General features: G+C 73.6%; 20 protein-coding genes. 12 read left to right on the forward strand and 8 right to left on the reverse strand.

Features of this window, described 5'->3' with window-relative positions; translation table 11 throughout:
• Nucleotides 1-23: 23 nt before the first annotated feature.
• From ACUXPL_RS09825 to ACUXPL_RS09835, 3 genes are read right to left on the reverse strand one after another with little or no spacing between them, the layout of a single operon-like run.
• Nucleotides 24-1,637 carry an LCP family protein gene (locus ACUXPL_RS09825; RefSeq protein WP_454183541.1) on the reverse strand — a complete coding sequence of 538 codons (1,614 nt, stop codon included), beginning with the start codon at nt 1,635-1,637 and terminating at the stop codon, nt 24-26.
• On the reverse strand, nt 1,637-2,194 hold the full coding sequence (gene purE / locus ACUXPL_RS09830; protein ID WP_002854497.1) for a 5-(carboxyamino)imidazole ribonucleotide mutase: 558 nt from the start codon (nt 2,192-2,194) through the stop codon (nt 1,637-1,639). Before purE ends, ACUXPL_RS09825 begins: the two co-directional genes overlap by 1 nt.
• Complete coding sequence (locus ACUXPL_RS09835; protein WP_454183542.1) at nt 2,191-3,396, reverse strand: 5-(carboxyamino)imidazole ribonucleotide synthase; 1,206 nt, start codon at nt 3,394-3,396, stop codon at nt 2,191-2,193. The genes purE and ACUXPL_RS09835 overlap by 4 nt, the downstream gene beginning before the upstream one ends.
• 166 nt (nt 3,397-3,562) lie before the next feature.
• On the opposite strand from ACUXPL_RS09835, the gene ACUXPL_RS09840 reads away from it, so the two are divergent.
• A complete protein-coding gene (locus ACUXPL_RS09840; protein ID WP_098093447.1) occupies nt 3,563-4,123 on the forward strand; it encodes a GtrA family protein in 561 nt (186 codons plus the stop codon).
• Nucleotides 4,124-4,150: 27 nt separating this feature from the next.
• On the opposite strand, the gene ACUXPL_RS09845 is transcribed toward ACUXPL_RS09840, so the two are convergent.
• A complete protein-coding gene (locus ACUXPL_RS09845; protein WP_454183544.1) occupies nt 4,151-4,774 on the reverse strand; it encodes a hypothetical protein in 624 nt (207 codons plus the stop codon).
• Nucleotides 4,775-4,946: 172 nt separating this feature from the next.
• On the opposite strand from ACUXPL_RS09845, the gene ACUXPL_RS09850 reads away from it, so the two are divergent.
• Complete coding sequence (locus ACUXPL_RS09850; protein ID WP_454183546.1) at nt 4,947-5,474, forward strand: WhiB family transcriptional regulator; 528 nt, start codon at nt 4,947-4,949, stop codon at nt 5,472-5,474.
• 55 nt (nt 5,475-5,529) lie between these two features.
• Here ACUXPL_RS09850 and ACUXPL_RS09855 read toward each other — a convergent pair whose 3' ends face one another.
• Nucleotides 5,530-6,075: a hypothetical protein gene (locus ACUXPL_RS09855; protein WP_406905739.1), complete on the reverse strand. Its 546-nt coding sequence runs from the start codon at nt 6,073-6,075 to the stop codon at nt 5,530-5,532.
• A gap of 62 nt (nt 6,076-6,137) precedes the next feature.
• Here ACUXPL_RS09855 and ACUXPL_RS09860 point away from each other — a divergent pair, with 62 nt between their 5' ends.
• Genes ACUXPL_RS09860 through ACUXPL_RS09870 form a run of 3 tightly spaced genes read left to right on the forward strand, consistent with a single transcriptional unit; the run spans nt 6,138 to nt 9,313 of the window.
• On the forward strand, nt 6,138-6,440 hold the full coding sequence (locus ACUXPL_RS09860) for a DUF3499 family protein (protein ID WP_020628239.1): 303 nt from the start codon (nt 6,138-6,140) through the stop codon (nt 6,438-6,440).
• 45 nt (nt 6,441-6,485) lie between these two features.
• On the forward strand, nt 6,486-8,045 hold the full coding sequence (ahcY, locus tag ACUXPL_RS09865) for an adenosylhomocysteinase (RefSeq protein ID WP_225348319.1): 1,560 nt from the start codon (nt 6,486-6,488) through the stop codon (nt 8,043-8,045).
• 47 nt (nt 8,046-8,092) lie between these two features.
• A complete protein-coding gene (locus ACUXPL_RS09870; protein ID WP_454183549.1) occupies nt 8,093-9,313 on the forward strand; it encodes a TIGR01906 family membrane protein in 1,221 nt (406 codons plus the stop codon).
• A gap of 75 nt (nt 9,314-9,388) precedes the next feature.
• Here the strand turns inward: ACUXPL_RS09870 and ACUXPL_RS09875 are convergent, their stop codons facing one another.
• From ACUXPL_RS09875 to ACUXPL_RS09885, 3 genes are all read right to left on the reverse strand, one after another.
• Entirely contained in the window at nt 9,389-11,227 is a 1,839-nt protein-coding gene (locus ACUXPL_RS09875; protein WP_454183551.1) for an AMP-dependent synthetase/ligase, read from the reverse strand.
• Nucleotides 11,228-11,294: 67 nt separating this feature from the next.
• Nucleotides 11,295-12,908 carry a dolichyl-phosphate-mannose--protein mannosyltransferase gene (locus tag ACUXPL_RS09880; RefSeq protein ID WP_454183553.1) on the reverse strand — a complete coding sequence of 538 codons (1,614 nt, stop codon included), beginning with the start codon at nt 12,906-12,908 and terminating at the stop codon, nt 11,295-11,297.
• A 54-nt stretch (nt 12,909-12,962) separates the two neighbouring features.
• Nucleotides 12,963-13,835 carry a hypothetical protein gene (locus ACUXPL_RS09885; protein ID WP_454183555.1) on the reverse strand — a complete coding sequence of 291 codons (873 nt, stop codon included), beginning with the start codon at nt 13,833-13,835 and terminating at the stop codon, nt 12,963-12,965.
• A gap of 67 nt (nt 13,836-13,902) precedes the next feature.
• Between ACUXPL_RS09885 and rsmI the strand changes: the two genes are divergently transcribed.
• The 7 genes from rsmI (at nt 13,903) to ACUXPL_RS09920 (ending at nt 23,233) form a co-directional block, all read left to right on the forward strand.
• Complete coding sequence (gene rsmI, locus ACUXPL_RS09890) at nt 13,903-14,787, forward strand: 16S rRNA (cytidine(1402)-2'-O)-methyltransferase (protein ID WP_454183556.1); 885 nt, start codon at nt 13,903-13,905, stop codon at nt 14,785-14,787.
• 183 nt (nt 14,788-14,970) lie between these two features.
• Nucleotides 14,971-16,458: an NAD-dependent succinate-semialdehyde dehydrogenase gene (locus ACUXPL_RS09895; RefSeq protein WP_065573326.1), complete on the forward strand. Its 1,488-nt coding sequence runs from the start codon at nt 14,971-14,973 to the stop codon at nt 16,456-16,458.
• Nucleotides 16,459-16,578: 120 nt separating this feature from the next.
• A complete protein-coding gene (locus ACUXPL_RS09900) occupies nt 16,579-17,532 on the forward strand; it encodes a TatD family hydrolase (RefSeq protein WP_454183558.1) in 954 nt (317 codons plus the stop codon).
• A 24-nt stretch (nt 17,533-17,556) separates the two neighbouring features.
• Nucleotides 17,557-19,377, forward strand: a complete 1,821-nt coding sequence (locus tag ACUXPL_RS09905) for an ABC transporter ATP-binding protein (protein WP_454183560.1) — start codon at nt 17,557-17,559, stop codon at nt 19,375-19,377.
• A gap of 60 nt (nt 19,378-19,437) precedes the next feature.
• Nucleotides 19,438-20,361: a 16S rRNA (adenine(1518)-N(6)/adenine(1519)-N(6))-dimethyltransferase RsmA gene (gene rsmA, locus ACUXPL_RS09910; RefSeq protein ID WP_454183562.1), complete on the forward strand. Its 924-nt coding sequence runs from the start codon at nt 19,438-19,440 to the stop codon at nt 20,359-20,361.
• Nucleotides 20,358-21,326: a 4-(cytidine 5'-diphospho)-2-C-methyl-D-erythritol kinase gene (locus ACUXPL_RS09915; RefSeq protein WP_454183564.1), complete on the forward strand. Its 969-nt coding sequence runs from the start codon at nt 20,358-20,360 to the stop codon at nt 21,324-21,326. Before rsmA ends, ACUXPL_RS09915 begins: the two co-directional genes overlap by 4 nt.
• A 65-nt stretch (nt 21,327-21,391) precedes the next feature.
• Nucleotides 21,392-23,233, forward strand: a complete 1,842-nt coding sequence (locus ACUXPL_RS09920; RefSeq protein ID WP_454183566.1) for an ABC-F family ATP-binding cassette domain-containing protein — start codon at nt 21,392-21,394, stop codon at nt 23,231-23,233.
• Nucleotides 23,234-23,352 lie beyond the last annotated feature (119 nt).

The following is a 23,352-nucleotide window of genomic DNA, read 5'->3' on the forward strand; positions in this document are numbered from 1 at the left end:
CCCGTCGGCCCGCGCGTCGCGCCTCACGGGGCGGGGACGCACAGCCCGTTCGTCGAGGACGCGTGGTTCAGCACGTCCTCCTGGCCCAGGTCCTCGGCCGTCATCAGGTCCTCGGCGGTGAAGGGCTCGCCGTCGGAGCGGGTCGGCGGGGCCGGCCACGTGGCCGGGTCGTCCTCGTCGACGTCGGGGGCCTCCGTCTCCTGCGCGACGACGGCCAGCACGGTGAGCAGCGGCGTCGCCGGGGCGCCGGTCGGCTCCGACCCGGCGGTCACGGACTCGTCGGCCAGCATCTCGTCCACGCGGCGGTGGACGAGGTCGTAGTCGGGGTAGGTGGTGAAGTGGGTGCCCGTGTCGCCGAAGTCGGGCGGGCCGATGGTCAGCCGCCGCATCTTCTGGCCGCGCGAGCGCTCGGCGAGGTCCACGAACGTGCCGAGCTGGGACTGCGGCAGGTCGGTGGTCACGATCTGCTGGCCTGCCGCGAGGATCCCCTCGAAGCGGGTGAGCACGGTGGCGGGGCTGAACTGCTCCAGCATCGCCGCCTGCATGCACTGCTGCCGGCGGATGCGGGCGTAGTCGGTGGACCAGTGCCGGGAGCGGGCGAAGGCGAGCGCGTCGTCGCCGTTGAAGTGGTGGGTGCCCGGCTCCCACCAGATGTTGCCCCAGACGCCGTCGGGCCGGACGCCGCGGTGCACCACGTAGCCGCCGCTGACGACGTCCACTCCGCCCATGGCGTCGATCAGCTGGGCGAAGCCGCCCATGTCCATGAGGGCGTAGCCGGAGACGTCCAGGCCGAGGATGCCGCCGGCGGCGTCCTTCATGGCCTCGGCGCCGGGGTGTTCGGCGTCCGGGTAGAGGTCTGCGTGATGCTCCTCCACGTCCGTGTAGAGGGCGTTGAGGATGCACTCGTCGCCGCAGTCGAAGCCGTTCGGGTACACGTCCCACAGCGGGGAGCCCTCGACGAACGGCGCGTTCTGCAGGTTGCGGGGCAGGGAGAACATCACGATGGCGCCGGTGCGGGCGTCCACGGAGACCACGTGCATGGAGTCCGGGCGCAGCCCCTGCCGGCCCTCGCCGGCGTCCGCGCCCAGGACCAGGATGTTGTAGCGGCCTTCAGCCTCCGGGACGGCCGGCCCCTCCTGGAAGACCTCGCCGAGCGCCCCGCGGCTCGTGTTCGCGGCCCAGCCGCCGTAGAGCAGGGCGCCGCTGGTGAGCACGAGCGCGAGCGCGGTGACCGCCGCCGTGATCTTCCGCGCGCCGGGGGCGAGCAGGTGCAGCCGGATCAGCCGGAACGTGTCCACCCACAGCACCGCCCAGCCCACCGCCAACGCCGCCAGGACCACCGCCAGTCCGAGCAGCACGCCGTCCCGGGCCATCAGCGAGATCAGGCTCGCGCGGGAGACCAGCCACCACAGCAGCCCGAGGAGCAGCACGGCCCACACGGTGACGGTGACCCCCAGCGCCACGCGGCCGAGCCGGCGGCTGCCGGCCACGAGCTGGGCGCCGCCGGGGACCAGCACGGTCAGGGCGGTGAGGATCAGCGCCCGGCGGGTGCGCTCGGTGGGGGAGGCGACGCGCGGGTCCCGGAGCGGGTCGGGCTGCGCGTGACCGGCGGGCACGGATCCGGTGGCGGGCGACATCAGCGGTCGGCGGCCATCCGCTCGCGCAGGCGGGCCCCCTTGGCCCGGGCCTGGGCGTTGAGCTCGTCGGCGTGCTCGGCGAGGGCGGCGCGCAGGCGGTCGCCCTCCGCGGTGTCGGCCGAGGCGAGGATGCGGGCGGCCAGCAGGCCGGCGTTGCGGGCACCGTCGATGGAGACGGTGGCCACCGGCACGCCGGCGGGCATCTGGACGATCGAGAGCAGGGAGTCCATCCCGTCCAGGCTCTTGAGCTTCACGGGCACGCCGATCACGGGCAGGGGGGTGACGGCGGCGAGCATCCCGGGCAGGTGCGCCGCGCCGCCCGCGCCGGCCACGATCACGCGGATGCCGCGCTCGTGCGCGCGGGCGCCGAACTCCACCATCTCGTGGGGCATGCGGTGCGCGGAGACCACGCCGACCTCGACGGGCACGTCAAGCTCGCGCAGGGCCTCGGCGGCCGCGCTCATCACGGGCCAGTCGGAGTCGGAGCCCATCACGACGGAGACGACCGGGGCGTCGTCCTGCAGGGGCTGGGCGGGGGTCTGGGGCGTGGCGGTCATGGGCGGGCCTCCGTCTTGGTGCCGGTGGTGGGGGCGTCGTCGCGCAGGAGTGCGGCGGCGGACTCGGCGGTCCGCACGGCCTCCTCGAGGCTGAGGCCGTGGTCCGCGACGACGTTGACGTGACCGACCTTGCGGCCCGGGCGCACGTCCTTGCCGTAGAGGTGGACCTTGGCCTGCGGGTGGGCGGCCAGGGCCACGACGCTGCCGGCGTGCAGGTCCTCGCGGGCGCCGCCGAGGACGTTCTTCATCACGACGCCGGCCCCGCGGGGGGCCGTCTCGCCCAGCGGCAGGTCGAGCACGGCGCGGACGTGCTGCTCGAACTGGCCGGTGACGGCGCCGTCCATGGACCAGTGTCCGGAGTTGTGGGGGCGCATGGCCAGCTCGTTCACCTGGAAGCCGGGGCCGACCCCCGGCGTCTCGAACAGCTCGACCGCGAGCATGCCGGTGACGTCCAGCTCCTCGGCGAGGCGGACGGCCGCGGCGGTCGCGGCCGCGGCGACGGCCGGGTCGAGGTCCTGGGCCGGGGCGACCACGAGGTCGCACACGCCGGCCACCTGGACCGAGTCGACGACGGGGTAGACGGCCACCTCACCGGAGGGGGTGCGCGCCACCTGCGCGGAGAGCTCACGGGCGAAGGGGACGAGGGCCTCGGCCAGCAGCGGGGTGATGCCGGCGCCGAGCCACGCGGCCAGGGTGCCCTCCGCGGCGGAGGCGCGGGCGTCGTCGGCGTCGTCGAGCTTGAGCACGCCCTTCCCGTCGTAGCCGCCGCGGGCGGTCTTGAGGATCATCGGCCAGCCATGCTCGTCGCCGAAGGCGAGGACGGCCTCGAGGTCGTCGACCGGCGCCCACGCCGGGTTCGGCAGGCCCAGCCGCTCGACGGCGGCGCGCATGACCAGCTTGTCCTGTGCGTGCTGCAGCGCCTCGGGGCCCGGGCGCACGGCGACGCCGGCCTCCTGCAGGGCCCGCAGGTGCTCGGTGGGCACGTGCTCGTGGTCGAAGGTGACCACGTCCACCGTGGCCGCGAACGCCCTCAGGTCCGCCAGGTCCGCGTGGTCACCGACCACGTGGGGGGCGACCTGGGCCGCTGACGCGTCCGGGGCCTCCGCGAGCACGCGGAAGGGCACGCCGAGCTCCGCGGCAGCGCCCGCCATCATGCGGGCCAGCTGCCCGCCACCGATCACACCGAGTCGAGGGGAAGTCACCCGGACAGGGTAGTCGGACCGGCTGAGAACTCCGTCACGGAGGGGCGGCCGATGCCGGATCCGAGGAGGTCGCGCGCCGGGGGCGCGGCTACAGTGTTCCCCAGCCCTGCGCGGGTCCGGCCCGTGTGCACACCCCCCCCCGTCCCGAACCGAGGAGTCCACGCCCATGCTGTCCGATCTCTGGGGCCGCCTGACCGGGATGGTCTCCCTGCTGTGGCGGGAGGTGGCCAAGTTCGGCACCGTCGGTGCGGCCGCGTTCGTGGTGGACTCGCTCGTCTTCTGGTGGATGATGACCGGCCCGCTCGAGGGGTCGAACGTCAAGGCCAAGATCGTGGGCGGCGTCGTCGCCACCCTGTTCAGCTGGGTCGCCAACCGCTACTGGACGTTCCGGGACAAGCGCTCCTCGAACAAGACGCGCGAGCTCGTGATGTTCCTGATCATGAACGCGATCGGGCTGGGCATCCAGGCCGGCTGCGTGGCGATCGCGCAGTACCTGATGGGCGTGACCGACCCGACCGGCCTGTTCATCGCCGGCAACGTGATCGGCCTTTTCTTCGGCACCGTGTTCCGCTACTTCGCCTATCGGTTCTGGGTGTTCAAGGAGAAGCTGGACGTGGAGCCCGGCTTCGCCAACGACCTCGCGATCATCACCGGTCAGATGCCCGTGCTGCGCGAGGACCAGCTGCCTCCGCACGGCCGGCACCGCGCCCCCGACGCCGGGGTCTGAGCGACCCGGCCTGACCCCGCCGCCCCGTCAGGGGCGCACGGTCACCGCCCGGCCCGCGTCCCACGCCTCCAGCGCGGCCCGCACTCCCGCCCACGTCAGGCGGGGGCGCGGGCCGTCGTCGTCCGGGGCGACGTCGGCCCCGGCCGGGATCGACGCGGGCCGCACGTGGCCCACGGGGCCGGGCAGGGCGTCCGGCTGGGCGCGGATCTCGGCGGCCACGTCCACGACGGCCGGATCGGCGGCCGGGCCGTCGAACTCGGGCTCGAGGCCGCGCGGCAGGGCCACGGCGAACACGGCCACGGACGGGTCCGGCCACGCCTCGGGCCGGTCCGTGAGGACGGCGGTGGGGGAGTCGCCCTCGAGGGCGGGCTCGGCCTCGGCGCAGAGCGCCCCGAGGGCGAGGGCGTGGGACAGCCAGTGGACGGGCAGGTCCAGGGCGACGGCGTCGCCCGCGCCGATGCCCTCGGCGCCGAGCAGGCCCGCGAACTTGGCGGCCCAGTTCACGGTCACGCGACCCGAGAGCTCGATGCGCTGGTCCACCGCACCGGGCTCGTCCGGGGCCCCCGGCTCCTGGACGAGCGCGGGCCGCGGGGAGGAGGCGAGGCGGAGCACGAGGGGGCCGGTGGACCGGGGTGCGGAGAGGGAGACCATGGGCCCAGTGTGGCACCCGTTCGGTTTGACTCGGCATGAATCACACCGATGTAATGAACCCGGGCCAACGGTCCCGCCAGGAGGTGCCCGCCGGCTTGCCCGGCACCCGCGCGGACCGCATGATCACACCGGCCCACACCCGCCACGTCGATCCCGGGAAGAGGCGTCACACATGGAGCAGACCCAGCGAGTCGAGGACACGCACCGGGCCGATCCCGCGCAGGCGCCGGCGCCTCGTCCGCGGAGCGTCCCCAGCGACTGGTTCCTCGACCCCGCCGACCCGCAGGTCGACGTCTCCGGCGTGAGCCTCGAGGACCAGGCGACCGCCTTCCTCACCGCCCACGACCTCGACGGCGAGACCGGCACCCCGGCCGCCACCGTCACCGCCCTCTTCCCCGGTGACGCGCGTCCGGTCGAGGCCGTGCCCGTCTCCCAGGACTGGGCCGCCATCCCGGGCGTGACCACCGAGCCCGTCGAGGGCGAGCTGGCCTGGCAGGCGGACGCCCTGTGCGCGCAGACGGACCCCGAGGCGTTCTTCCCGGAGAAGGGCGGCTCCACGCGGGACGCCAAGCGCGTGTGCGAGGCCTGCACCGTCAAGGACGCCTGCCTGGAGTACGCCATGGCGAACGACGAGCGCTTCGGCATCTGGGGCGGGCTCTCCGAGCGCGAGCGTCGCCGCCTGCGCCGCGCCCGCGCCTGACGCACCGCGCTCATCCGCCGGGCGCGGTGCCCGGCGCGGACCGCCCGGTCCGGGCTCAGCCGCGGCCCCAGCTGGGGTCGAGCACCTGCGGGTCCACGCCCAGCGCGTCGGCGCAACGGCTCAGCGCCACCCCGTAGACGGCCCCCTCGAGGTCGGCCGGGTCGGCCGCGTCCCGCAGCGGCCGCTCGAACAGGGTGATCAGCACCCCGTCCCGGCCCTGCCGCTCGGCCCGCGCGAACAGCGCCTCCTCATCCCGTTCCTGGCCGGCGTGCAGCTCGCGCAGCCGCTCGTCGAGCCGGTCCGGGATGCGCTCCACCCGCGCGGTCACGTGCCGCAGCCCGGGCGCGTCCAGGGAACCCAGCCGGTCCACCGCCTTCTCGACGGCGGTCAGCAGCGCCTCGCCCCGGCCCCGCTCCGAGCGCGCGCCGAACGGGCGCGGATGCCGCAGCCCTCGGCCACGGCGGTCCCGGACGCCGCGCCCCGCGGGGGAGGAGACGCCGGCCTCGGCCGGGCCGCCCTCGACGCCCGGCTCGGCCCCCGCGGCGTCGCCCGCCCGGAACGGCAGGGGGGCGAGGGGATCGGGGGAGTCGGACGCGGTCATGCGCGCCATGGTAGGCCACCGCCCCGGACCGTCCGCCGAGTAGGGTGGCGGGCGTGGGACCCATGCGACGCTGCAGCAAGACCGGATGCCAGAGCCCTGCCCTGGCCACGCTGACGTACAACTACGCGGACTCGCAGGTGGTCATCGGGCCCCTGTCGCGCCGGGCGGAGCCGCACACGTACGACCTCTGCGGCGAGCATGCTCGGCGCACCACGGCCCCGCGCGGCTGGGAGGTGCTGCGGCTGGAGCTGCCCGAGCACTACGAGGCCGTCGACGCGGACGGCGGCGTGCGCACGGTCCCCACCCGGCCCATGGCCGTCCCGCCGGCCCGCCCCGGGCTGCGCGTGGTGCGTGACGGGGACTGACGCGGCACGTGTCGTGCCGTCCGGGGCCTCGCTAGGCTGGAGGGCATGACTGAGACCTCCGCAGAGTTCCGCACCCCCGACGTCGACCCGGCCTTCGCCAACCGCACCACCGTGCCCGGTGCCTCGTTCGACTTCACGGTCCGGGACCTGTCCCTGGCCGAGGCGGGCCGCCACCAGATCCGCCTGGCCGAGCACGAGATGCCGGGGCTGATGTCCCTGCGCGAGGAGTACGGGGAGGCCCAGCCGCTGAAGGGCGCCCGCATCGCCGGCTCCCTGCACATGACCGTGCAGACCGCCGTGCTCATCGAGACCCTCATCGCGCTCGGCGCCGAGGTCCGGTGGGCCTCCTGCAACATCTTCTCCACGCAGGACGAGGCCGCCGCCGCCGTCGTCGTGGGCTCGGGCACCCCCGAGGACCCGCAGGGCGTGCCGGTGTTCGCCTGGAAGAACGAGTCCCTCGAGGACTACTGGTGGACCGCCTCGCAGATCCTCACCTGGCCGGGCGCGGACGAGGATCCGGAGCGCGGCCCCAACATGATCCTGGACGACGGCGGCGACGCCACCCTGCTGGTGCACAAGGGCGTCGAGTTCGAGGCCGCGGGCGCCGTGCCCAGCGCCACCGAGGACGACCCCGAGGAGTACCGGATCATCCTCGAGACGCTGCGCCGCTCGCTGGCCCGCGACCCGCAGCACTGGACCCGGACCGCCGGCACCCTGCGCGGCGTCTCCGAGGAGACCACCACGGGCGTGCTGCGCCTCTACCAGCTGGCGCAGGAGGGCCGCCTGCTCTTCCCGGCGATCAACGTGAACGACGCCGTGACCAAGTCCAAGTTCGACAACAAGTACGGCATCCGCCACTCCCTGCCGGACGGCATCATGCGCGCCACGGACGTGCTGATCGGCGGCAAGGTGGCCGTGGTCTGCGGCTACGGCGACGTCGGCAAGGGCGCCGCCGAGGCCCTGCGCGGCCAGGGCGCCCGCGTGATCGTCACGGAGATCGACCCGATCTGCGCGCTGCAGGCCGCGATGGACGGCTACCAGGTGGCCCGCCTCGAGGACGTGGTGGGCGAGGGCGACATCTTCGTCACCACCACCGGCGGCAAGGACATCATCATGGCCGAGCACATGGCCGCCATGAAGGACAAGGCCATCGTGGGCAACGTCGGCCACTTCGACAACGAGATCGACATGGCCGGCCTGGCCCGCATCCCCGGCGTCGTGAAGACGGAGATCAAGCCGCAGGTCCACGAGTGGACCCTGGACGGCGGCACGGAGGCCGAGCGCAGCATCATCGTGCTCTCCGAGGGTCGCCTGCTGAACCTCGGCAACGCCACCGGCCACCCCTCGTTCGTGATGAGCGCGTCCTTCACCAACCAGGTGATGGCGCAGATCGAGCTCTTCGGCGGCTCCACGGGCACCGGCGCCCTGACCGGCGAGCACTACGAGAAGCGCGTCTACACGCTGCCCAAGGTGCTGGACGAGAAGGTCGCCCGCCTGCACCTGGACGCCCTCGGCGTCGGGCTGACCGAGCTGACCAAGGCCCAGGCCGAGTACCTCGGCGTCGACGTGGCCGGCCCCTACAAGGCCGACCACTACCGCTACTGATCCCCGGCGCCCGCGGGCGGACGGACCCACTCGAGAGAGGCACGAGCATGGCTTCCCATCAGGCCGGCCGCGGGCGCGACGAGCGCGCCGGGGCGGAGGACTTCGAATCCGGGCTGGACTACGGCGCGTTCGTCGAGGACGACGCCGCCGACGATCCGAACCGCACCCAGGCGCTGCCCGCCCTGGGCCGGGACGACGACGGCGGCGCCCAGCACACCTCGGCGCTCAGTCCCGAGGACCTCGCCGCACTGCGCGGCGGGGACGCGGCGGCCGCGGACCGACGCGACACCGGCCGGCCGGCCCCGGAGGCTGACCGCGACATCGTCGCCTCCCGGGCCGTGCCCGAAGGCGACCGCCGGCCGCTGCCCGGCGCCGACGAGCTCGGCCCGTTGAGCGCCGCCGTCGGGGCCCGCCCGGCGGGGTCGAGCGCAGCCGCCCCGGTCGACCGCTACCCCGAGGACGGCACCGCCGCCCCCGTGGCGCAGGCGGGGGCCCTGCAGGGGCCCACGCCGGAGGAGCGCGCGCGCCTGCCCAAGGCGGGCCCGCGCCTGGCGCAGGTGCTGCTGGCGATCCTCGCCCCGCTCGCCCTGTTGCTGGCCGCCGTCCGCCTCGTGGCGAGCCCGGTGTTCCTGTGGCTGGAGTACCACCGGCCCGGGTTCCCCGCGGACCGGTTCGGCTTCACCCTCGCCGACCGCATGCACTACGGCTCCGCCGGGCTGGACTACGTGACCAACCTGGCCGGCCCGCGGTACCTCAGCAGCCTCACGCACCAGGGCGCGCCGCTGTTCACCGAGGTCGAGGTCGACCACATGACGGACGTGAAGACCGTGCTGTGGATCGCCACCGCGGCGCTCGTGGTGCTCGTGGTGGTGTGCGTCCTGCTCATCGCGTCCCTGCTGCGCACCAGCCCCGGCGGGGTGCGCCGCGCCCTGTTCGCCGGCGCCGTGTGGCTGCCGCTGGCGGTGATCGCGCTCGCGGTCATGGCGGTGCTGGGCTGGGAGACGTTCTTCGCCGGGTTCCACTCGCTGTTCTTCGCGGACGGCACGTGGACGTTCTCCGTGCGGGACGCCCTCATCCGCCTCTACCCCGAGCAGTTCTGGGTGGACGCGGCCGTGGTGGTCGGGCTGGTGACCCTGCTGGCGTCCCTCGTGACGCTCGTGGTCACGTGGCCCACGCGACGCCGTCGTGAGCTGAGCGCGGACCGCCGCGAGCAGCTGCTGCGCACCCGCCTGCGGTGGGCCCGGGAGGACGACGCCGTGGTGCGCTGACCGCCGCCGGACGGCACGGGGAACGGGCCGGGAGGACGAGGCGTCCTCCCGGCCCGTCGTCGTCCGGGGGCGGGGTCAGCGGCGGTAGAGGGCCTCGACGTCCTCGGCGTGGTCCTCGATCACCTGGGTCCGCTTGAGCTTCTGGGACTGGGTGACGTGCCCGGAGTCCTCGGTGAACGGGTGGTCCAGGACGCGGAAGCGGCGGATGGACTCGGCGCGGGAGACGCCCGCGTTGACCTGGTCCACCGCCTCCTGGATCGAGGCCAGCACGGTGGGGTCCGTCGCGGCCTCGGCCGGCGTGAGGCTGAGCTCGCGGTCCAGGGCCCACTGGGTGAGGGCCTCGGCGTCCAGGGTGATGAGGGCGCCCACGAACGGGCGGTTCTCCCCGACCACCACGACGTGCTCGATGAGCCGGTGCTGGCGCAGCGCCTCCTCCATGGGCGTGGGGTACACGTTCTTGCCGCCGGCGGTGATGATCACGTCCTTCTTGCGGCCGGTGATCCGCAGGAAGCCGTGCTCGTCCAGCGCGCCGATGTCCCCGGTGCGGAAGAAGTCGTCCTCCATGGCCTCCGCCGACGCCTTGGGCATGCCGTGGTAGCCGTCGAACACCACGGGGCCGCGGATGAGGATCTCGCCGTCCTCGGCGATCTTCACCGTCACCCCGGCCACGGGCAGGCCCACGGTGCCCACGCGGTGCGCGCCGGGGATGTTCACGGTGGCCGGCGCGGTGGTCTCCGTGAGGCCGTAGCCCTCCACGATCGGGATGCCGGCGCCGCGGAAGAAGTGCGCCAGCTCCGGGGAGAGGGCGGACGCGCCGGACACGCACGAGATCACCTCGCCGCCGAGGGCCTCTCGGATCTTGCGGTAGACCAGCCGGTCGAACAGCGCACGCCGGGCGCGCAGCAGGGCCGAGGGGCCGGGGCCGTCCTCGAACTCGGCCTCGTCCACGGCCGTGGACCACTCGATGGCGGTGCGCTTGGCGGCCGCGTAGATCGGCCCGGTGCCGCCCTTCTGGGCCTTGGCCTCGATGCCGGCCTCGACCTTCTCGAACACGCGCGGCACGGCCAGCAGCCACGTGGGGTGGAAGGAGGCGAGGTCGCCGAGCAGCGTGGCCGGGGAACCGGAGTGGGCCACCTGGATGCGGGCGTACAGGCAGATGACCTGGACGGCGTGGGCGAGCACGTGGGCCAGCGGGAGGAAGAGCAGGGTGCGCGACGTCGTCGTCTCCGGGGACCACTGGACCACCTCGCGCGCGAAGTGCAGCACGTTGATGGCCGCGCCCACGAAGTTGCCGTGCGTGATCACGGCGCCCTTCGGGCGGCCGGTGGTGCCGGAGGTGTAGACGATCGAGGCGGGGCTGGCGAGGGTCGCCAGGGAGCGGGCGTGCTCGACGGCGTCGTCCGACACGAACGCGCCGGCCTCGGCCAGCTCCGCCAGTCCGGCGTCCGTCAGCGGGAACGTCGCCACGTCCACGCCCGCGTGCCCGGCGGCCTCGGCGACACGCTCGCCGAGCTCCTCGCTGCCGACGGCGACCACCCGCAGCCCCGAGTCCGTGACGATGTGCTCCACCTGGTGGGCGGAGGAGGTCTCGTAGATCGGCACGGACACGGCGCCGGCGAACCACACGGCCTGGTCGAGGACGGCCCACGCGTAGGAGGTGGGGGAGAACAGGCCCACTCGGTCCCCGGGCTGGACGCCGCGGGCGATGAGGCCGGCCGCCACGACGCGCACCTGGGTGAGGAACGCGGTGAAGTGGACGTCCACCCAGCCGCCCGCGCCGTTGCGCACGGCGTACACGGGGGCGTCCGGCCGGTCGGCACAGGAGGCGACGATCAGGTCCGTGATGGTGGAGTCCGCCGGCGGCATGCCGACGAGCTCGGTGGCGGACTCATGGACGGGGCTCTGGTTCTGCACGGTCCGAGCGTATCCATTTCCGGGCGTGCGGCGCGCGGTCGGCACACCCGCGCCCGGGACGCGGCCGTCAGATCCAGCTGCTGAACCACATCCGCCAGCGCCACTGGTCGTACGGGATGACGTCGCCGATCCAGACGGGCAGGAAGAACAGGGACACGGCGACGGCGATCGTCACGTACGCCAGCACCAGGGCCGAGCCCCAGCGGGGCCCGGGCCGGCGGCCCGGCCGGAGCAGCAGCGAGAGCGCCAGGGCGATCATCATCACGAGGAAGGGCTCATAGGCGATCGTGTAGAAGAAGAACATGGTCCGCTCGGGCCACAGGAACCACACCAGCTGCCCGGCCGCGTAGGCGCCGAGCAGGGCGCCGGCCCGCCAGTCCCGGTGGTGCACCAGCAGCCACACGCACACGAGGACGGCGGCCAGGCCGGTCCACCACACGAACGGGTTGGCGATGTCCGTGATGGCCGACGAGCACGCGCCCGCGGCGTCCGCCGGGCAGATCCCCTCGCCGGGCTCTGCTCCTTCGTAGTAGTAGCTCACGGGCCGGCCCATGAACGGCCAGGTCCACGGGTTGGCGGCGTAGTCGTGGGGGCTGGTGAGGCCCTGGTGGAAGGTCGTGGACTCCACGTGGTAGTGCCACAGGGAGCGCAGCGGGCCGGGGACCAGCCCGGCGAGCAGGCCCTCCGGAGGGTTGTCCCGGTGCCAGTCCCGGTAGTAGCCGCCCTCCGTGACGAACCAGCCGGTCCACGAGGCCAGGTAGGCGACCAGGCCGCCGCCCACCACGGCCACGAACGCGTACAGGCCGTCCTTCTCGACGCCGGCCCACGCCCAACGCCGCACCCCGGCGGTCCGGCGCGCGGACATGTCCCACAGGACCGTGAGCAGGCCGAAGGCCGCCATGAACGCCAGCCCGGAGAGCTTCACGGCGCAGCCGGCGCCCAGCAGCACGCCCGCCAGCAGTCGCCATGGGCGCCAGCCGAGCCACGGCCCGCTGGCCAGGGCGTCGCGTCCCCGCCGGGCGACGTCGTGGGCGAGCCGCTCCGCGAGCAGCCGCCGCCCGTGCACGCGGTCCGCCAGCAGCGCGGCGAAGGCCGCGAGCACGAAGAACGAGAGGAAGATGTCCAGCAGCCCGATGCGGGACATCACCAGGTGGTGGCCCTCCACGGCCAGCAGCAGCCCGGCGACCGCGCCCAGGGACACCGAGCGCAGCAGGTGCTGCGTGGCGAGGGCGACCAGCAGGACGGACAGCGTGCCGGCCACCGCGGCGCTGAATCGCCAGCCCACCCCGTTGTCCGGGCCGAACGCGAGCATGCCCAGGCCGATCAGCCACTTGCCCAGCGGCGGGTGCACCACGTAGGCGGCCCCCTCGAGCGGCTCCGCCTCGCCGCGCGCGAACGCGTCGTTGACGTCCTCGGCCCACCGCCGCTCGTAGCCGGACTCCAGGAGGGAGTAGGCGTCCTTGGGGTAGTAGGTCTCGTCGAAGATCAGCTGGTCCGGGTGGGCCAGGTTCGTGAACCGCAGGACGCCGGCGATCACCGTGACCAGCAGCGGCAGGATCCAGTGCCACCGCGTCAGGGGTGCCGCGGCCACTCCGAGGCGGGCGCGCAGGGCGGCGACGCCGAAGGGGCCGTCGTCGACCGCGACGGCGGCGGGGTGGGGGGCGAGGGCGGTGGCGGGCACGGGCTCCATGCTAGGGGGCGGGTGGAGCAGGCCTCCTCGACGTGCGGTCTGCTCTCAGACGTGGCCGAGCGGCCACCGGCGGCGCACGGCGGGCGGGAGGAACCCTGCGACGTGCCGGATCCGGTCCTTGTGGGGGCGGAGCCGGAACTTGACCGCTGCCAGCGTGTCCACCGAGCGTTCCCGCCAGGCACGGCGGGCGCCGCTCAGGGGGCTGCGCACTCTGACGTGATACTTGTCCAGGAGCGGCTCAGGGACGATCTCCTGTCCGATGTCGAAGCGGTCGGCGAAGCGGGCGATGCCGAGTTCCTTGTCCGGATGACCCGTGAAGTGCATGACGAACGCGTCCGTCAGGGAGTCCTCGTAGTAGTGCCCGCGCGAGTTCAGCTCTCGGTGGCCGACGACCCGGACGCGCTCGGGGTGCCCGCCCGTCTGGATGGCCCACCACATCTGGTCCTGGTCGCCGTGGGTGAAGAGACCGTCGCGATCGTCGTCCCACCAGGCCCGGACCGTGGCCAGGTCCGCGGTCGAGGTCGACTCCACGATCGTGCGCGCCGTCTCGTCGTTCCGGAGCAGCATGACCCCGGTGTTGATGCGTGACCAGAACCCGTTCGGCTCTGTGGGCCCCTCGGCGATGACCAGGCTGATGTCGTCACGTTCGGCCTCGGAGATCAGGCGTCGGAGGTTGTCCGCCTCGAAGTCGGTGAAGAAGGCATCGTCGTCCATCCACACGAGCCAGTCATAACGCGGGAGCAGCCGGCGGAGGATGGCGACCTTGTAGTCGAACTTGGTGACGATATGCGGGTCGATGCCCGTCTCAAGCCGGTAGTCCAGCCCGTGCTCTCGAGCGTAGATCGCGTGATTGATGTAGGAGCGCAGGCGGATCTCGTCGCCACCGGACGTGATGCAGATGCGGGGCTCGACGGGCATGGTCCTGACCTTCCGGAGAGGCGTGGGCCCGGGCGGGCTCGGGGCGGTGCCTCTACGATCTTGACACATGACCCCGAGACCGACTGATCTGCCGTCCCCGTCCGGCCGCATCGTCCTGGCCGCCACCCCCATCGGCAACCTCGGGGACGCGTCCGCGCGCCTGCGCGAGCTGCTGGCGGAGGCGGACGTGATCGCCGCCGAGGACACCCGGACCGCGCGGCGCCTGTGCGCCGGTCTGGGCGTCACCCCGACGGGCAGGGTGGTGGCCCATCACGAGCACAACGAGGCGGCCTCCACCCAGGGGCTGCTGGACCAGGTGCGGGGCGGTGCCACGGTGGCGGTGGTCTCGGACGCGGGCATGCCCACGGTCTCGGACCCGGGCTATCGGCTCGTGGCGGCCGCGGTGTCCGCAGGGCTGCCCGTGACCTGCGCACCCGGCCCCTCCGCCGTGACCACCGCGCTCGCCCTGTCCGGCCTGCCGACGGACCGGTTCGCCTTCGACGGCTTCGTCCCCCGCAAGGACGGGGAACGACGGCGATGGCTCACCTCCCTGCTGACCGAGGCGCGGACCGTGGTCGCCTTCGAGTCGCCGCAGCGTCTGGCGGACGCGCTGGCCGTCGTCGTGGAGGTCCTGGGCGCGGAGCGGCCGGTGTGCGTGGCCCGCGAGCTCACCAAGCTGCACGAGGAGGTGGTGCGCGGCACCGCGGCCGAGGTGCATGCCTGGGCTGCCGAACGGCACGCCGGGGAGGGGATCCGCGGGGAGATCGTGCTGGTGATCGGGCCGGCCGCGCCCGGCGCCGAGGGCGAGGCGTCCGAGGCAGACGCCGTCGCCGAGGTGGCGGTGCTGGTGGAGTCCGGCACCCGGTTGAAGGAGGCCGTGGCGGCGGTGGCCGGAGCCCACGGGATGCGGAGCCGGGAGCTCTATCAGGCGGTGCTCGCGGCCCGGGGCTGACACGTCCCCGGCTACACAGATGCTCACGCGCGGAGGCGCGGCCCCGGGGCCTGGCTAGGATCAGCCGTGGAGCCGCTGCCGACCGCCGCCGGACGGCGTCGGAATACCCGTGGCCGTCCACCCGTTCCCCTGAGGGACGCGGGGCGTGCCGCCTCCGACCACCGACCCCGAAAGAGGTGCATCATGACCGTGACCGCTGAGCGCGAGAAGGCGCTGCTGGAGTCCGTCCCCACCGGCCTGCTGATCGACGGCGAGTGGCGCGATGCCTCCTCCGGCAAGACCTTCGACGTGAAGGACCCGGCCACCGGCAAGGTCATCGCGAGCCTGCAGGACGCGAACTCCGACGACGCCATGGCTGCCTTCGACGCCGCCTGCGCCGCGCAGGCCGACTGGGCCCGCACCCCGGCCAAGGAGCGCGCCGACATCCTGCGCCGCGCCTACGACCTGATCAACGAGCGCGCCGAGGACTTCGCGCTGTTGATGACCCTCGAGATGGGCAAGCCGCTCGCCGAGGCCCGCGGCGAGGTCACGTACGGCAACGGCTTCCTGCGCTGGTTCTCCGAGGAGGCCGGGCGCCACTACGGCCGCACCCTGACCGTGCCCGAGGGCACCCTGCGCATGCAGGTGCACCATCGCCCGGTGGGCCCGTGCCTGCTGATCACCCCGTGGAACTTCCCGCTGGCCATGGCCACCCGCAAGGTGGGCCCCGCCGTCGCCGCCGGCTGCACCATGGTCCTCAAGGCCGCCAAGCTGACCCCGCTGACCACCCAGCTGTTCGCGCAGGTGATGCAGGAGGCCGGCCTGCCCAAGGGCGTGCTCAACGTCGTGGCGGGCTCCTCCGCCTCGTCGATCTCCAGCCCGATCCTGCAGGACCGGCGGCTGCGCAAGGTGTCCTTCACCGGTTCCACGCCGGTCGGTGTGCGCCTCATGAAGGACGCGGCGGACAACGTGCTGCGCACCTCCATGGAGCTCGGCGGCAACGCCCCGCTCATCGTCTTCGAGGACGCGGACCTGGACGCCGCCGTCGAGGGCGCCTTCGCCGCGAAGATGCGCAACATGGGCGAGGCCTGCACCGCCGCCAACCGCTTCCTCGTGCACGAGGACGTGGCCGAGGAGTTCACGCAGAAGTTCGTGGCCAAGCTCGAGGCGCTCAAGCCCCTGCGCGGCACCGACCCGGAGTCCACCCTCGGCCCGATCGTGGACGAGGGCGCGCGCGACGACATCGACCAGCTCGTCCAGGACGCCGTGGCGGCCGGCGGCGAGGTGCTCACCGGCGGCCACAAGATCGAGGGCGACGGCTACTTCTACGCGCCCACCGCGATCAAGGTGGAGAAGGGCAACCCGATCCTCCAGCAGGAGATCTTCGGCCCGGTGGCCCCGATCGTGACCTTCTCCTCCGAGGAGGAGGCCATCGAGATGGCCAACGACACCGAGTACGGCCTCGCCTCCTACGTGTTCACGAAGGATCAGGCCCGCATGTACCGCGTGGCCGAGAGCATCGAGTTCGGTCTCATGGGCTACAACGTGGGCGTCATCTCCAACCCGGCCGCGCCGTTCGGCGGCGTGAAGCAGTCGGGCCTGGGCCGCGAGGGCGGCGCCGAGGGCATCGAGGAGTACACCTCGGTGCAGTACATCGGCATCGCCGACCCGTGGGCGGCCGCGAAGGCCTGACCTCTTCGCCGAGCCGTTCCCTCCGGGGGCGGTATCGGGTGGTATCCACGTCGGATACCACCCGATACCGCCCCCGAGGCGTGTCGGGGGGCCCGGGCTCGGCTCCCTAGAGTGGGGTGCATGGCCCACGCATCCGAGACCCCGCTCGCCTACCGCGCCCCCGCCCAGCAGCCGGACGACGACGGCGGCCCGCGCCGGGACGCCCGCGAGGAGAAGTCGGGCCGCAAGCGTCGTCTCGAGTACCCGCCCGCACCGGAGCCGCTGCCGGTGCCCGTCGTGGACAACCACACGCACCTCGACTTCCGCGACGGCCTGGTCCGCGTGGACGTCCACCAGGCGATGGACGCGGCGGAGGCCGTGGGCGTGGTCGGCGCGGTCCAGGTGGGCTGCGACGTCGCCTCGGCCCGGTTCACGATCGCGGCGATCGAGGCCGAGCCCCGCCTGCTCGGCGCCGTGGCGCTGCATCCCAACGACGCGGCCCGCCTGGCCGAGCGCGGCGAGTTCGAGGAGGCGTTCGCGCAGATCGCGGAGCTCGCCCGTCACCCCCGCGTGCGCGCGGTGGGCGAGACGGGCCTCGACTACTTCCGGACGCGGGACGAGGCCGGCCACGCGGCGCAGCAGGAGTCCTTCCGCCGGCACATCCGACTCGCCCGCGAACTCGGCACAGCCCTGCAGATCCACGACCGGGACGCGCACGACGACGTCGTCCGGATCCTGCTCGAGGAGGCGGCCGACGGCGGGCTGCCCCCGCACGTGGTGTTCCACTGCTTCTCCGGCGGGCCCGATCTGGCCCGCACGTGCACCGAGCACGGCTGGCACATGTCCTTCGCCGGTCCTGTCACCTTCAAGGCCAACGACGAGCTGCGCGAGGCGCTGCGGAGCGCCCCGGCCGAGCTGCTGCTCGTGGAGACGGACGCGCCCTTCCTCACACCGCATCCGCATCGGGGTCGCCCCAACGCGCCCTACCTGATCCCGCTGACCCTGCGGGGCATGGCGGAGACGCGCGGGGACGGCGTGGACGCCCTCGCCCGCGCGGTTAGTGAGAACACCGCCCGGGTGTACGGCTCGTTCTAAGCCGATCCAGACCCGGCCCCTAGGATGGGCGACGTGCTGACCCGACTCCTCAAAGCCCGGCTGCCCGAGGGAACGCAGTACCTGGTGGACCGCCCCATGCGGATCCGCCTCGTGTTCGTGGTCCTCGGGTCCGTCCTCGTGGCCGGCCTCGAGATGGTGGCGCTCGCCTCGATCCTCCCGCTGGTCAACCTGCTGACCTCGGGGGAGCTGGGCTCGCCGGCGCTCGAAGGGCTGCTGGCCCGGTTGGGGGCCGTGACGGTGCCGGAGCAGACGGTGGCCTTCGCCGTCGTGATCGTGCTGGCCTTCCTGCTCAAGGCGATCCTGGTGCTCGCGTTCCGCTGGTGGACCATGGGGTTCACCAACCAGAACCTCATCCGCACGTCCGCCACGCTGCTGCGCTACTACCTGCGGGCCGACTACGGCCTACACCTGACGCGCACGGTCGGCACCCTGGTCAACAACGTCACCGGCACCTCCAGCATGGCCTACACGGGCGTGGTGAACGCGTCCGTCACGTTCCTCACGGAGGCCGTGACGCTCGTCGCGGTGGCGGTCGTGGTAGGCGTCTCCATGCCGCTGACGGGGCTCGGGATGGCCCTGTACTTCCTCGCCGTCGCCTGGGTGATCAAGACCGTGATCCGCCGCCCGGCCTCCCGCCTGGGCTGGACCCTGGTGACCACGGGGGAGCGGGCCAACACGGCGGCGCTGCAGGGCCTGGAGAACTACAAGGACGTGAAGATCCGCGGCAACGACTCGGCCTTCATGGAGGAGTACCGCGCCGCCCGCATGGAGAGCGCCGAAGCCACGCGGCTCAAGATGATCCTCACGATGATGCCGCGCTACGTGCTCGAGGTCGCCTTCGTGGCCGCCATCGCGGCGCTCGTGGCCGTGGCCTTCCTCCAGGGCCGCGGCGGGGAGGCGTTCGGCTCGCTCGCCCTGCTCGCGATGGCCGGCTTCCGCGTGCTGCCGTCCATGGCGGCGCTCATGGCCACCACCAACGAGATCCGCACGTCCTGGCCGGCCTTCGAGCGCACGACGGCGGAGCTCGCCGCCGCGCAGCCGGTCCTGCACGCGGCGGACCGGCCCTACGAGCGCGTCACGTTCGAGGAGGCCATCGAGGTGCGGAACGCGTCCTTCACCTACCCCGGCAAGACCGAGCCGGTCCTGCGCGACATCGACCTGCGCATCCCCTTCGGCTCCTCGTACGCCTTCGTGGGCGGCAGCGGTGCCGGCAAGACCACCCTGGTGGACCTGGTCATCGGCTTCCACCACGCCCAGCGCGGTGGGGTCTACGTGGACGGGGTGGAGCTCGAGGCCAACCCGCGGGGGTGGTGGGACAACGTGGCGTTCGTCCCGCAGTCCGTCACCGTGGTCAACGGGACGGTGCTGCACAACGTGCTCCTGGACGTCGAGGCCGCCCAGACGGCGGACCGGGCCGAGGTGGAGCGCGTGCTGCGCGAAGCCCAGCTGGGCCAGTGGCTGGACGAGCTCCCCGACGGCCTGGACACCGTGATCGGCGAAGGGGCCGTGGGCGTCTCCGGCGGCCAGCGCCAGCGCCTGGGCATCGCGCGCGCGCTCTTCCGGCGCCCCCGCCTCCTCGTGCTCGACGAGGCGACGTCGGCCCTCGACAACCTCACGGAACGCCGGGTCACCGAGGTGATCGAGTCGCTGCGCGGCCGGATCACGGTCATCGTGGTCGCCCACCGTCTCTCCACGGTCAAGCGCTGCGATCAGATCGTGCTGATGGACCAGGGGCGGATCATCGGCCAGGGCACGTTCGCCGGGCTGCAGGAGACGAGCCCCGAGTTCCGCGAGCTCGTCCGGCTCGGTGACCTCTCCACCTGAGCGGAGCCCGCGCCCCTGCGCCCCGGTTACCCTGTCCGGCGCCCCGATAGACTCGCGGGCATGGTCCAGCCCTCCCCGAACCCCGCCCCCGCCCCGCTGCTGAGCGCCGCGGACGTGCGGCGCATCGCCGCCGAGCTGGACCTGCGTCCCACCAAGCAGTGGGGCCAGAACTTCGTGATCGACCCGAACACGATCCGGCGCATCGTGCAGGCCGCGGGCGTGACCGCGGACGAGCACGTGCTCGAGATCGGCCCCGGTCTGGGCTCGCTCACCCTCGGCCTGCTGGACGCGGCCGCCGCCGTCACCGCCGTCGAGATCGACCCGGTCACCGCCGCCCGCCTGCCGCGCACCGCCGCCGAGTTCCGCCCCGGGGCGGAGGACGCCCTCGCCGTGCTGCACGCGGACGCCATGACGCTGAGCGAGCAGGCCCTGGCTGAGGTCCGGCCCGCCGCCGCCGCAGGCGGCCCCACCGCGCTCGTGGCGAACCTGCCCTACAACGTGGCCGTGCCCGTGCTGCTGCACGCGCTCGCGGTCCTGCCGGGGCTGCGGCACGGCCTGGTGATGGTGCAGGAGGAGGTCGCGGACCGTCTCGCGGCCGGGCCCGGCTCCAAGGTCTACGGCGTGCCGTCCGCCAAGGCGGCGTGGTACGCGGACGTGCGCAAGGCGGGCACCATCGGCACCCAGGTGTTCTGGCCGGCTCCGCGCATCCACTCCGGGCTGGTCGCCTTCACCCGGCGTGAGCCGCCGGCGGGCGGCGCGCCCCGCCGGGAGGTCTTCGCCGTGGTGGACGCCGCCTTCGCCCAGCGCCGCAAGACCCTGCGCGCCGCGCTCGCCTCCTGGGCGGGGTCGCCGCAGGCGGCGGAGGACGCCCTGGTGGCCGCCGGCGTGGACCCGCGCGCCCGCGGCGAGGCCCTGGACATCGCGGCCTTCGCGCGGATCGCCGAGCACGGCCCGCGGCGTGCGGCGGAGGAGGTGAGCGCATGACGACGGAGGACCTCGGCCTCGACCCCACGGCCCGGCACGTCACGGTCAGCGCCCCCGGCAAGGTGAACCTGTCCCTGCGGGTGGGACCACCCGGGGCGGACGGCTACCACCCCGTGGCCACCGTGTACCTCGCCGTCAGCCTGCGGGAGACCGTCACGGCGATCACGCGCACGGACGGGAGGATCACCGTCGGCCCGTCGGGCCGCCACATCAGTCTGGTGGACACCCAGGACGTGCCCTGGGACGAGCGCAACCTCGCGCACCGCGCCGCCGCACACCTGCGGCGCACCCTCGCGCTGGATCCTGACACCCACGGCGTCCACCTCGAGGTCGCCAAGCAGGTCCCGGTCGCGGGCGGCATGGGCGGCGGCTCCGCCGACGCGGCCGCCGCACTGCTCGCGTGCAGCGCCCTGTGGGAGACCGGACACACCCGCGCCGAGCTCGCCGAGCTGGCCGCCCCGCTGGGCGCGGACGTGCCCTTCAGCGTGCTGGGCGGCGCCGCCGTCGGGCTCGGGACCGGGGCGGAGCTGACCCCCGTCGCGGCCCGCACTCCGGTGCACCTCGTCCTCGTCCCGGCGGACGCCGGGCTGTCCACCCCCGTGGTGTTCCAGACCCTGGACGAGCTGCGCCGGGAGGGCCACCTGTCCGACGGGCCGACGCGTCCGGAGGTGAACGAGGCCGTCCTGCGGGCCCTCACCGCGGCCGATCCGCTCGAACTCGCCACCGCCATGGACAACGACCTGCAGACCCCGGCCGTCGTCCTGTTCCCCGAGCTCTCGGACGTCCTCGACCTCGGTATGGACGAAGGCGCGCTGCGCGGCATGGTCTCCGGCTCCGGCCCCACCCTGCTCTTCGTGGCGCAGGACGAGGCCTCCGCGCTGCGGCTGGCCTCGGCCATCGAGGAGCGCACGGGCGTGCGCGCCCTCCCCGTCCACGGCCCCGTGCCCGGCGCCCACGTGCTGTGACACCCGGCGGGCACCCCCGCCGCACCCGACCACCCCTCCTCCGTCCGGAAAGGACCACCTCCTCCATGGCCCACCTGCTCGGCGCCGAGAACATCGGCATCGCCTTCGGCACCCGCACCGTCCTCGAGGGCCTCTCCCTCGGCGTGGATGAGGGGGACCGGATCGGACTCGTGGGCCGCAACGGCGACGGCAAGTCCACGCTCCTGCGCATCCTCGCCGGCCTCCAGGAACCCGACACGGGCCGCGTCACCCGCCGCGGCGGCGTCCGCGTGGGCGTGCTGGACCAGCAGGACCGGCTCGACCCGGAGCACACCGTGCGTCAGGCCGTGGTCGGGGACGTGGACGACCACGTGTGGGCCTCAGACCCCAAGGTCCGGGACGTCCTGGGCGGTCTCCTCGACGGCTTCGACCTCGAGCAGTCCGTGCGGGGCCTCTCCGGCGGCCAGCGCCGTCGCGTGGCCCTGGCCCGTCTGCTCGCCGGGGACGACGACGTCCTCTTCCTCGACGAGCCCACCAACCACCTGGACGTGGAGGGCGTCGCGTGGCTCGCACGCCACCTGAAGCAGCGCTGGCGCCCCACCGACGGCGGCCTCGTGGTGGTCACCCACGACCGGTGGTTCCTCGACGAGGTCTGCACGCGCACGTGGGAGGTGCACGACGCCACGGTGGACCCGTTCGACGGCGGCTACGCCGCGTGGATGCTCGCGCGCGCGGAGCGCTCCCGGCAGGCGGCGGTGACGGAGCAGAAGCGTCAGCAGCTGGTGAAGAAGGAGCTCGCCTGGCTGCGCCGTGGCGCCCCGGCGCGCACGTCCAAGCCGAAGTTCCGCATCGAGGCGGCCAACGCCATCATCGAGGACGTCCCCGCCCCGCGCGACTCGGTGTCCCTGGCGAAGATGGCCACGGCCCGGCTCGGCAAGGACGTCCTCGACCTCGAGCACGTGAGCCTGACGCTGGGGGAGAAGGCGATCCTCGACGACGTCACCCTGCGCCTGGCGCCCGGCGAGCGGCTCGGCGTGGTCGGCGTCAACGGTGCGGGCAAGTCGACCCTGCTGCGCCTGCTCGACGGCCGCATCGCCCCGGACTCGGGGCGGGTGAAGCGCGGCAAGACGGTGGTCTCGGCCACCCTCACCCAGGACGTGAAGGAGCTCGACGACGTCGCCCACCTGCGCGTCGCCGAAGTCATGGCCCGCGAAGGCTCGTCCTTCCAGGTCGGTGACCGCGAGATGTCCTCCGGCCAGCTGCTCGAGATGCTCGGCTTCGGCACCTCCCGGCAGTGGACTCAGGTCTCGGAGCTCTCGGGCGGCGAGCGCCGGCGCCTGCAGCTGCTGCGCCTGCTCGTGGGTGAGCCCAACGTCCTCATGCTCGACGAGCCGACCAACGACCTGGACACGGACACCCTGGCCGCCGTCGAGGACGTGCTGGACGGGTGGCCGGGGACCCTGGTGGTGGTCTCCCATGACCGTTACCTGCTCGAGCGCGTCACCGACCACCAGGTCGCCCTGCTCGGGGACGGCAAGGTCCGCGGTCTGCCCGGCGGGGTGGACCAGTACCTCGAGCTGCGCGCCGCGCTGGACGACGCCGGCGGCCCGGCCCGGGGACCCGGCGCGGCCCGAGGCCGCAACGACGTCGTCGGGACGTGCGCGGGCATGGGCGGACCGGAGGAGGACACCGGACCCACCGAGGCGGAGCGTCGGCTGGCCCGCAAGGAGATGGCCCGGCTCGAGAAGCAGATGACCCGGCTCCGGGACCGCAGGTCCGGCCTCGAAGCGCGGATGGCCGAGCTGGGGCAGGCGCAGGACTTCGACGCCCTCACCGCGGCCTCCGCCGACCTGAAGGACCTCGACGCGCAGCTGGGCGTCCTGGAGGAGGAGTGGCTGCAGGCCGCTGAACTCGCCGAAGGGGACTGACCGGCGGGCGCGCACAGGAGGGTGCGGCGGCCGTCACAGCAATTCACAATTTCCGTCCTATAATCGAGGGCCGGGGCACAGCAACGTGCTCGACCCCACATGACGTGGACCATCCCCCC

The organism is Micrococcus sp. 140720015-1 (assembly GCF_053627595.1).

What these genes read in the sequence shown, in the direction of transcription:
- ACUXPL_RS09825 (WP_454183541.1), bottom strand. Translation starts at nt 1,637, where the DNA reads ATGTCGCCCGCCACCGGATCCGTGCCCGCCGGTCACGCGCAGCCCGAC.
- purE (WP_002854497.1), bottom strand. Translation starts at nt 2,194, where the DNA reads ATGACCGCCACGCCCCAGACCCCCGCCCAGCCCCTGCAGGACGACGCC.
- ACUXPL_RS09840 (WP_098093447.1), top strand. Translation starts at nt 3,563, where the DNA reads ATGCTGTCCGATCTCTGGGGCCGCCTGACCGGGATGGTCTCCCTGCTG.
- ACUXPL_RS09845 (WP_454183544.1), bottom strand. Translation starts at nt 4,774, where the DNA reads ATGGTCTCCCTCTCCGCACCCCGGTCCACCGGCCCCCTCGTGCTCCGC.
- ACUXPL_RS09850 (WP_454183546.1), top strand. Translation starts at nt 4,947, where the DNA reads ATGGAGCAGACCCAGCGAGTCGAGGACACGCACCGGGCCGATCCCGCG.
- ACUXPL_RS09855 (WP_406905739.1), bottom strand. Translation starts at nt 6,075, where the DNA reads ATGACCGCGTCCGACTCCCCCGATCCCCTCGCCCCCCTGCCGTTCCGG.
- ACUXPL_RS09860 (WP_020628239.1), top strand. Translation starts at nt 6,138, where the DNA reads ATGCGACGCTGCAGCAAGACCGGATGCCAGAGCCCTGCCCTGGCCACG.
- ahcY (WP_225348319.1), top strand. Translation starts at nt 6,486, where the DNA reads ATGACTGAGACCTCCGCAGAGTTCCGCACCCCCGACGTCGACCCGGCC.
- ACUXPL_RS09870 (WP_454183549.1), top strand. Translation starts at nt 8,093, where the DNA reads ATGGCTTCCCATCAGGCCGGCCGCGGGCGCGACGAGCGCGCCGGGGCG.
- ACUXPL_RS09885 (WP_454183555.1), bottom strand. Translation starts at nt 13,835, where the DNA reads ATGCCCGTCGAGCCCCGCATCTGCATCACGTCCGGTGGCGACGAGATC.
- rsmI (WP_454183556.1), top strand. Translation starts at nt 13,903, where the DNA reads ATGACCCCGAGACCGACTGATCTGCCGTCCCCGTCCGGCCGCATCGTC.
- ACUXPL_RS09895 (WP_065573326.1), top strand. Translation starts at nt 14,971, where the DNA reads ATGACCGTGACCGCTGAGCGCGAGAAGGCGCTGCTGGAGTCCGTCCCC.
- ACUXPL_RS09900 (WP_454183558.1), top strand. Translation starts at nt 16,579, where the DNA reads ATGGCCCACGCATCCGAGACCCCGCTCGCCTACCGCGCCCCCGCCCAG.
- ACUXPL_RS09905 (WP_454183560.1), top strand. Translation starts at nt 17,557, where the DNA reads ATGGGCGACGTGCTGACCCGACTCCTCAAAGCCCGGCTGCCCGAGGGA.
- rsmA (WP_454183562.1), top strand. Translation starts at nt 19,438, where the DNA reads ATGGTCCAGCCCTCCCCGAACCCCGCCCCCGCCCCGCTGCTGAGCGCC.
- ACUXPL_RS09915 (WP_454183564.1), top strand. Translation starts at nt 20,358, where the DNA reads ATGACGACGGAGGACCTCGGCCTCGACCCCACGGCCCGGCACGTCACG.
- ACUXPL_RS09920 (WP_454183566.1), top strand. Translation starts at nt 21,392, where the DNA reads ATGGCCCACCTGCTCGGCGCCGAGAACATCGGCATCGCCTTCGGCACC.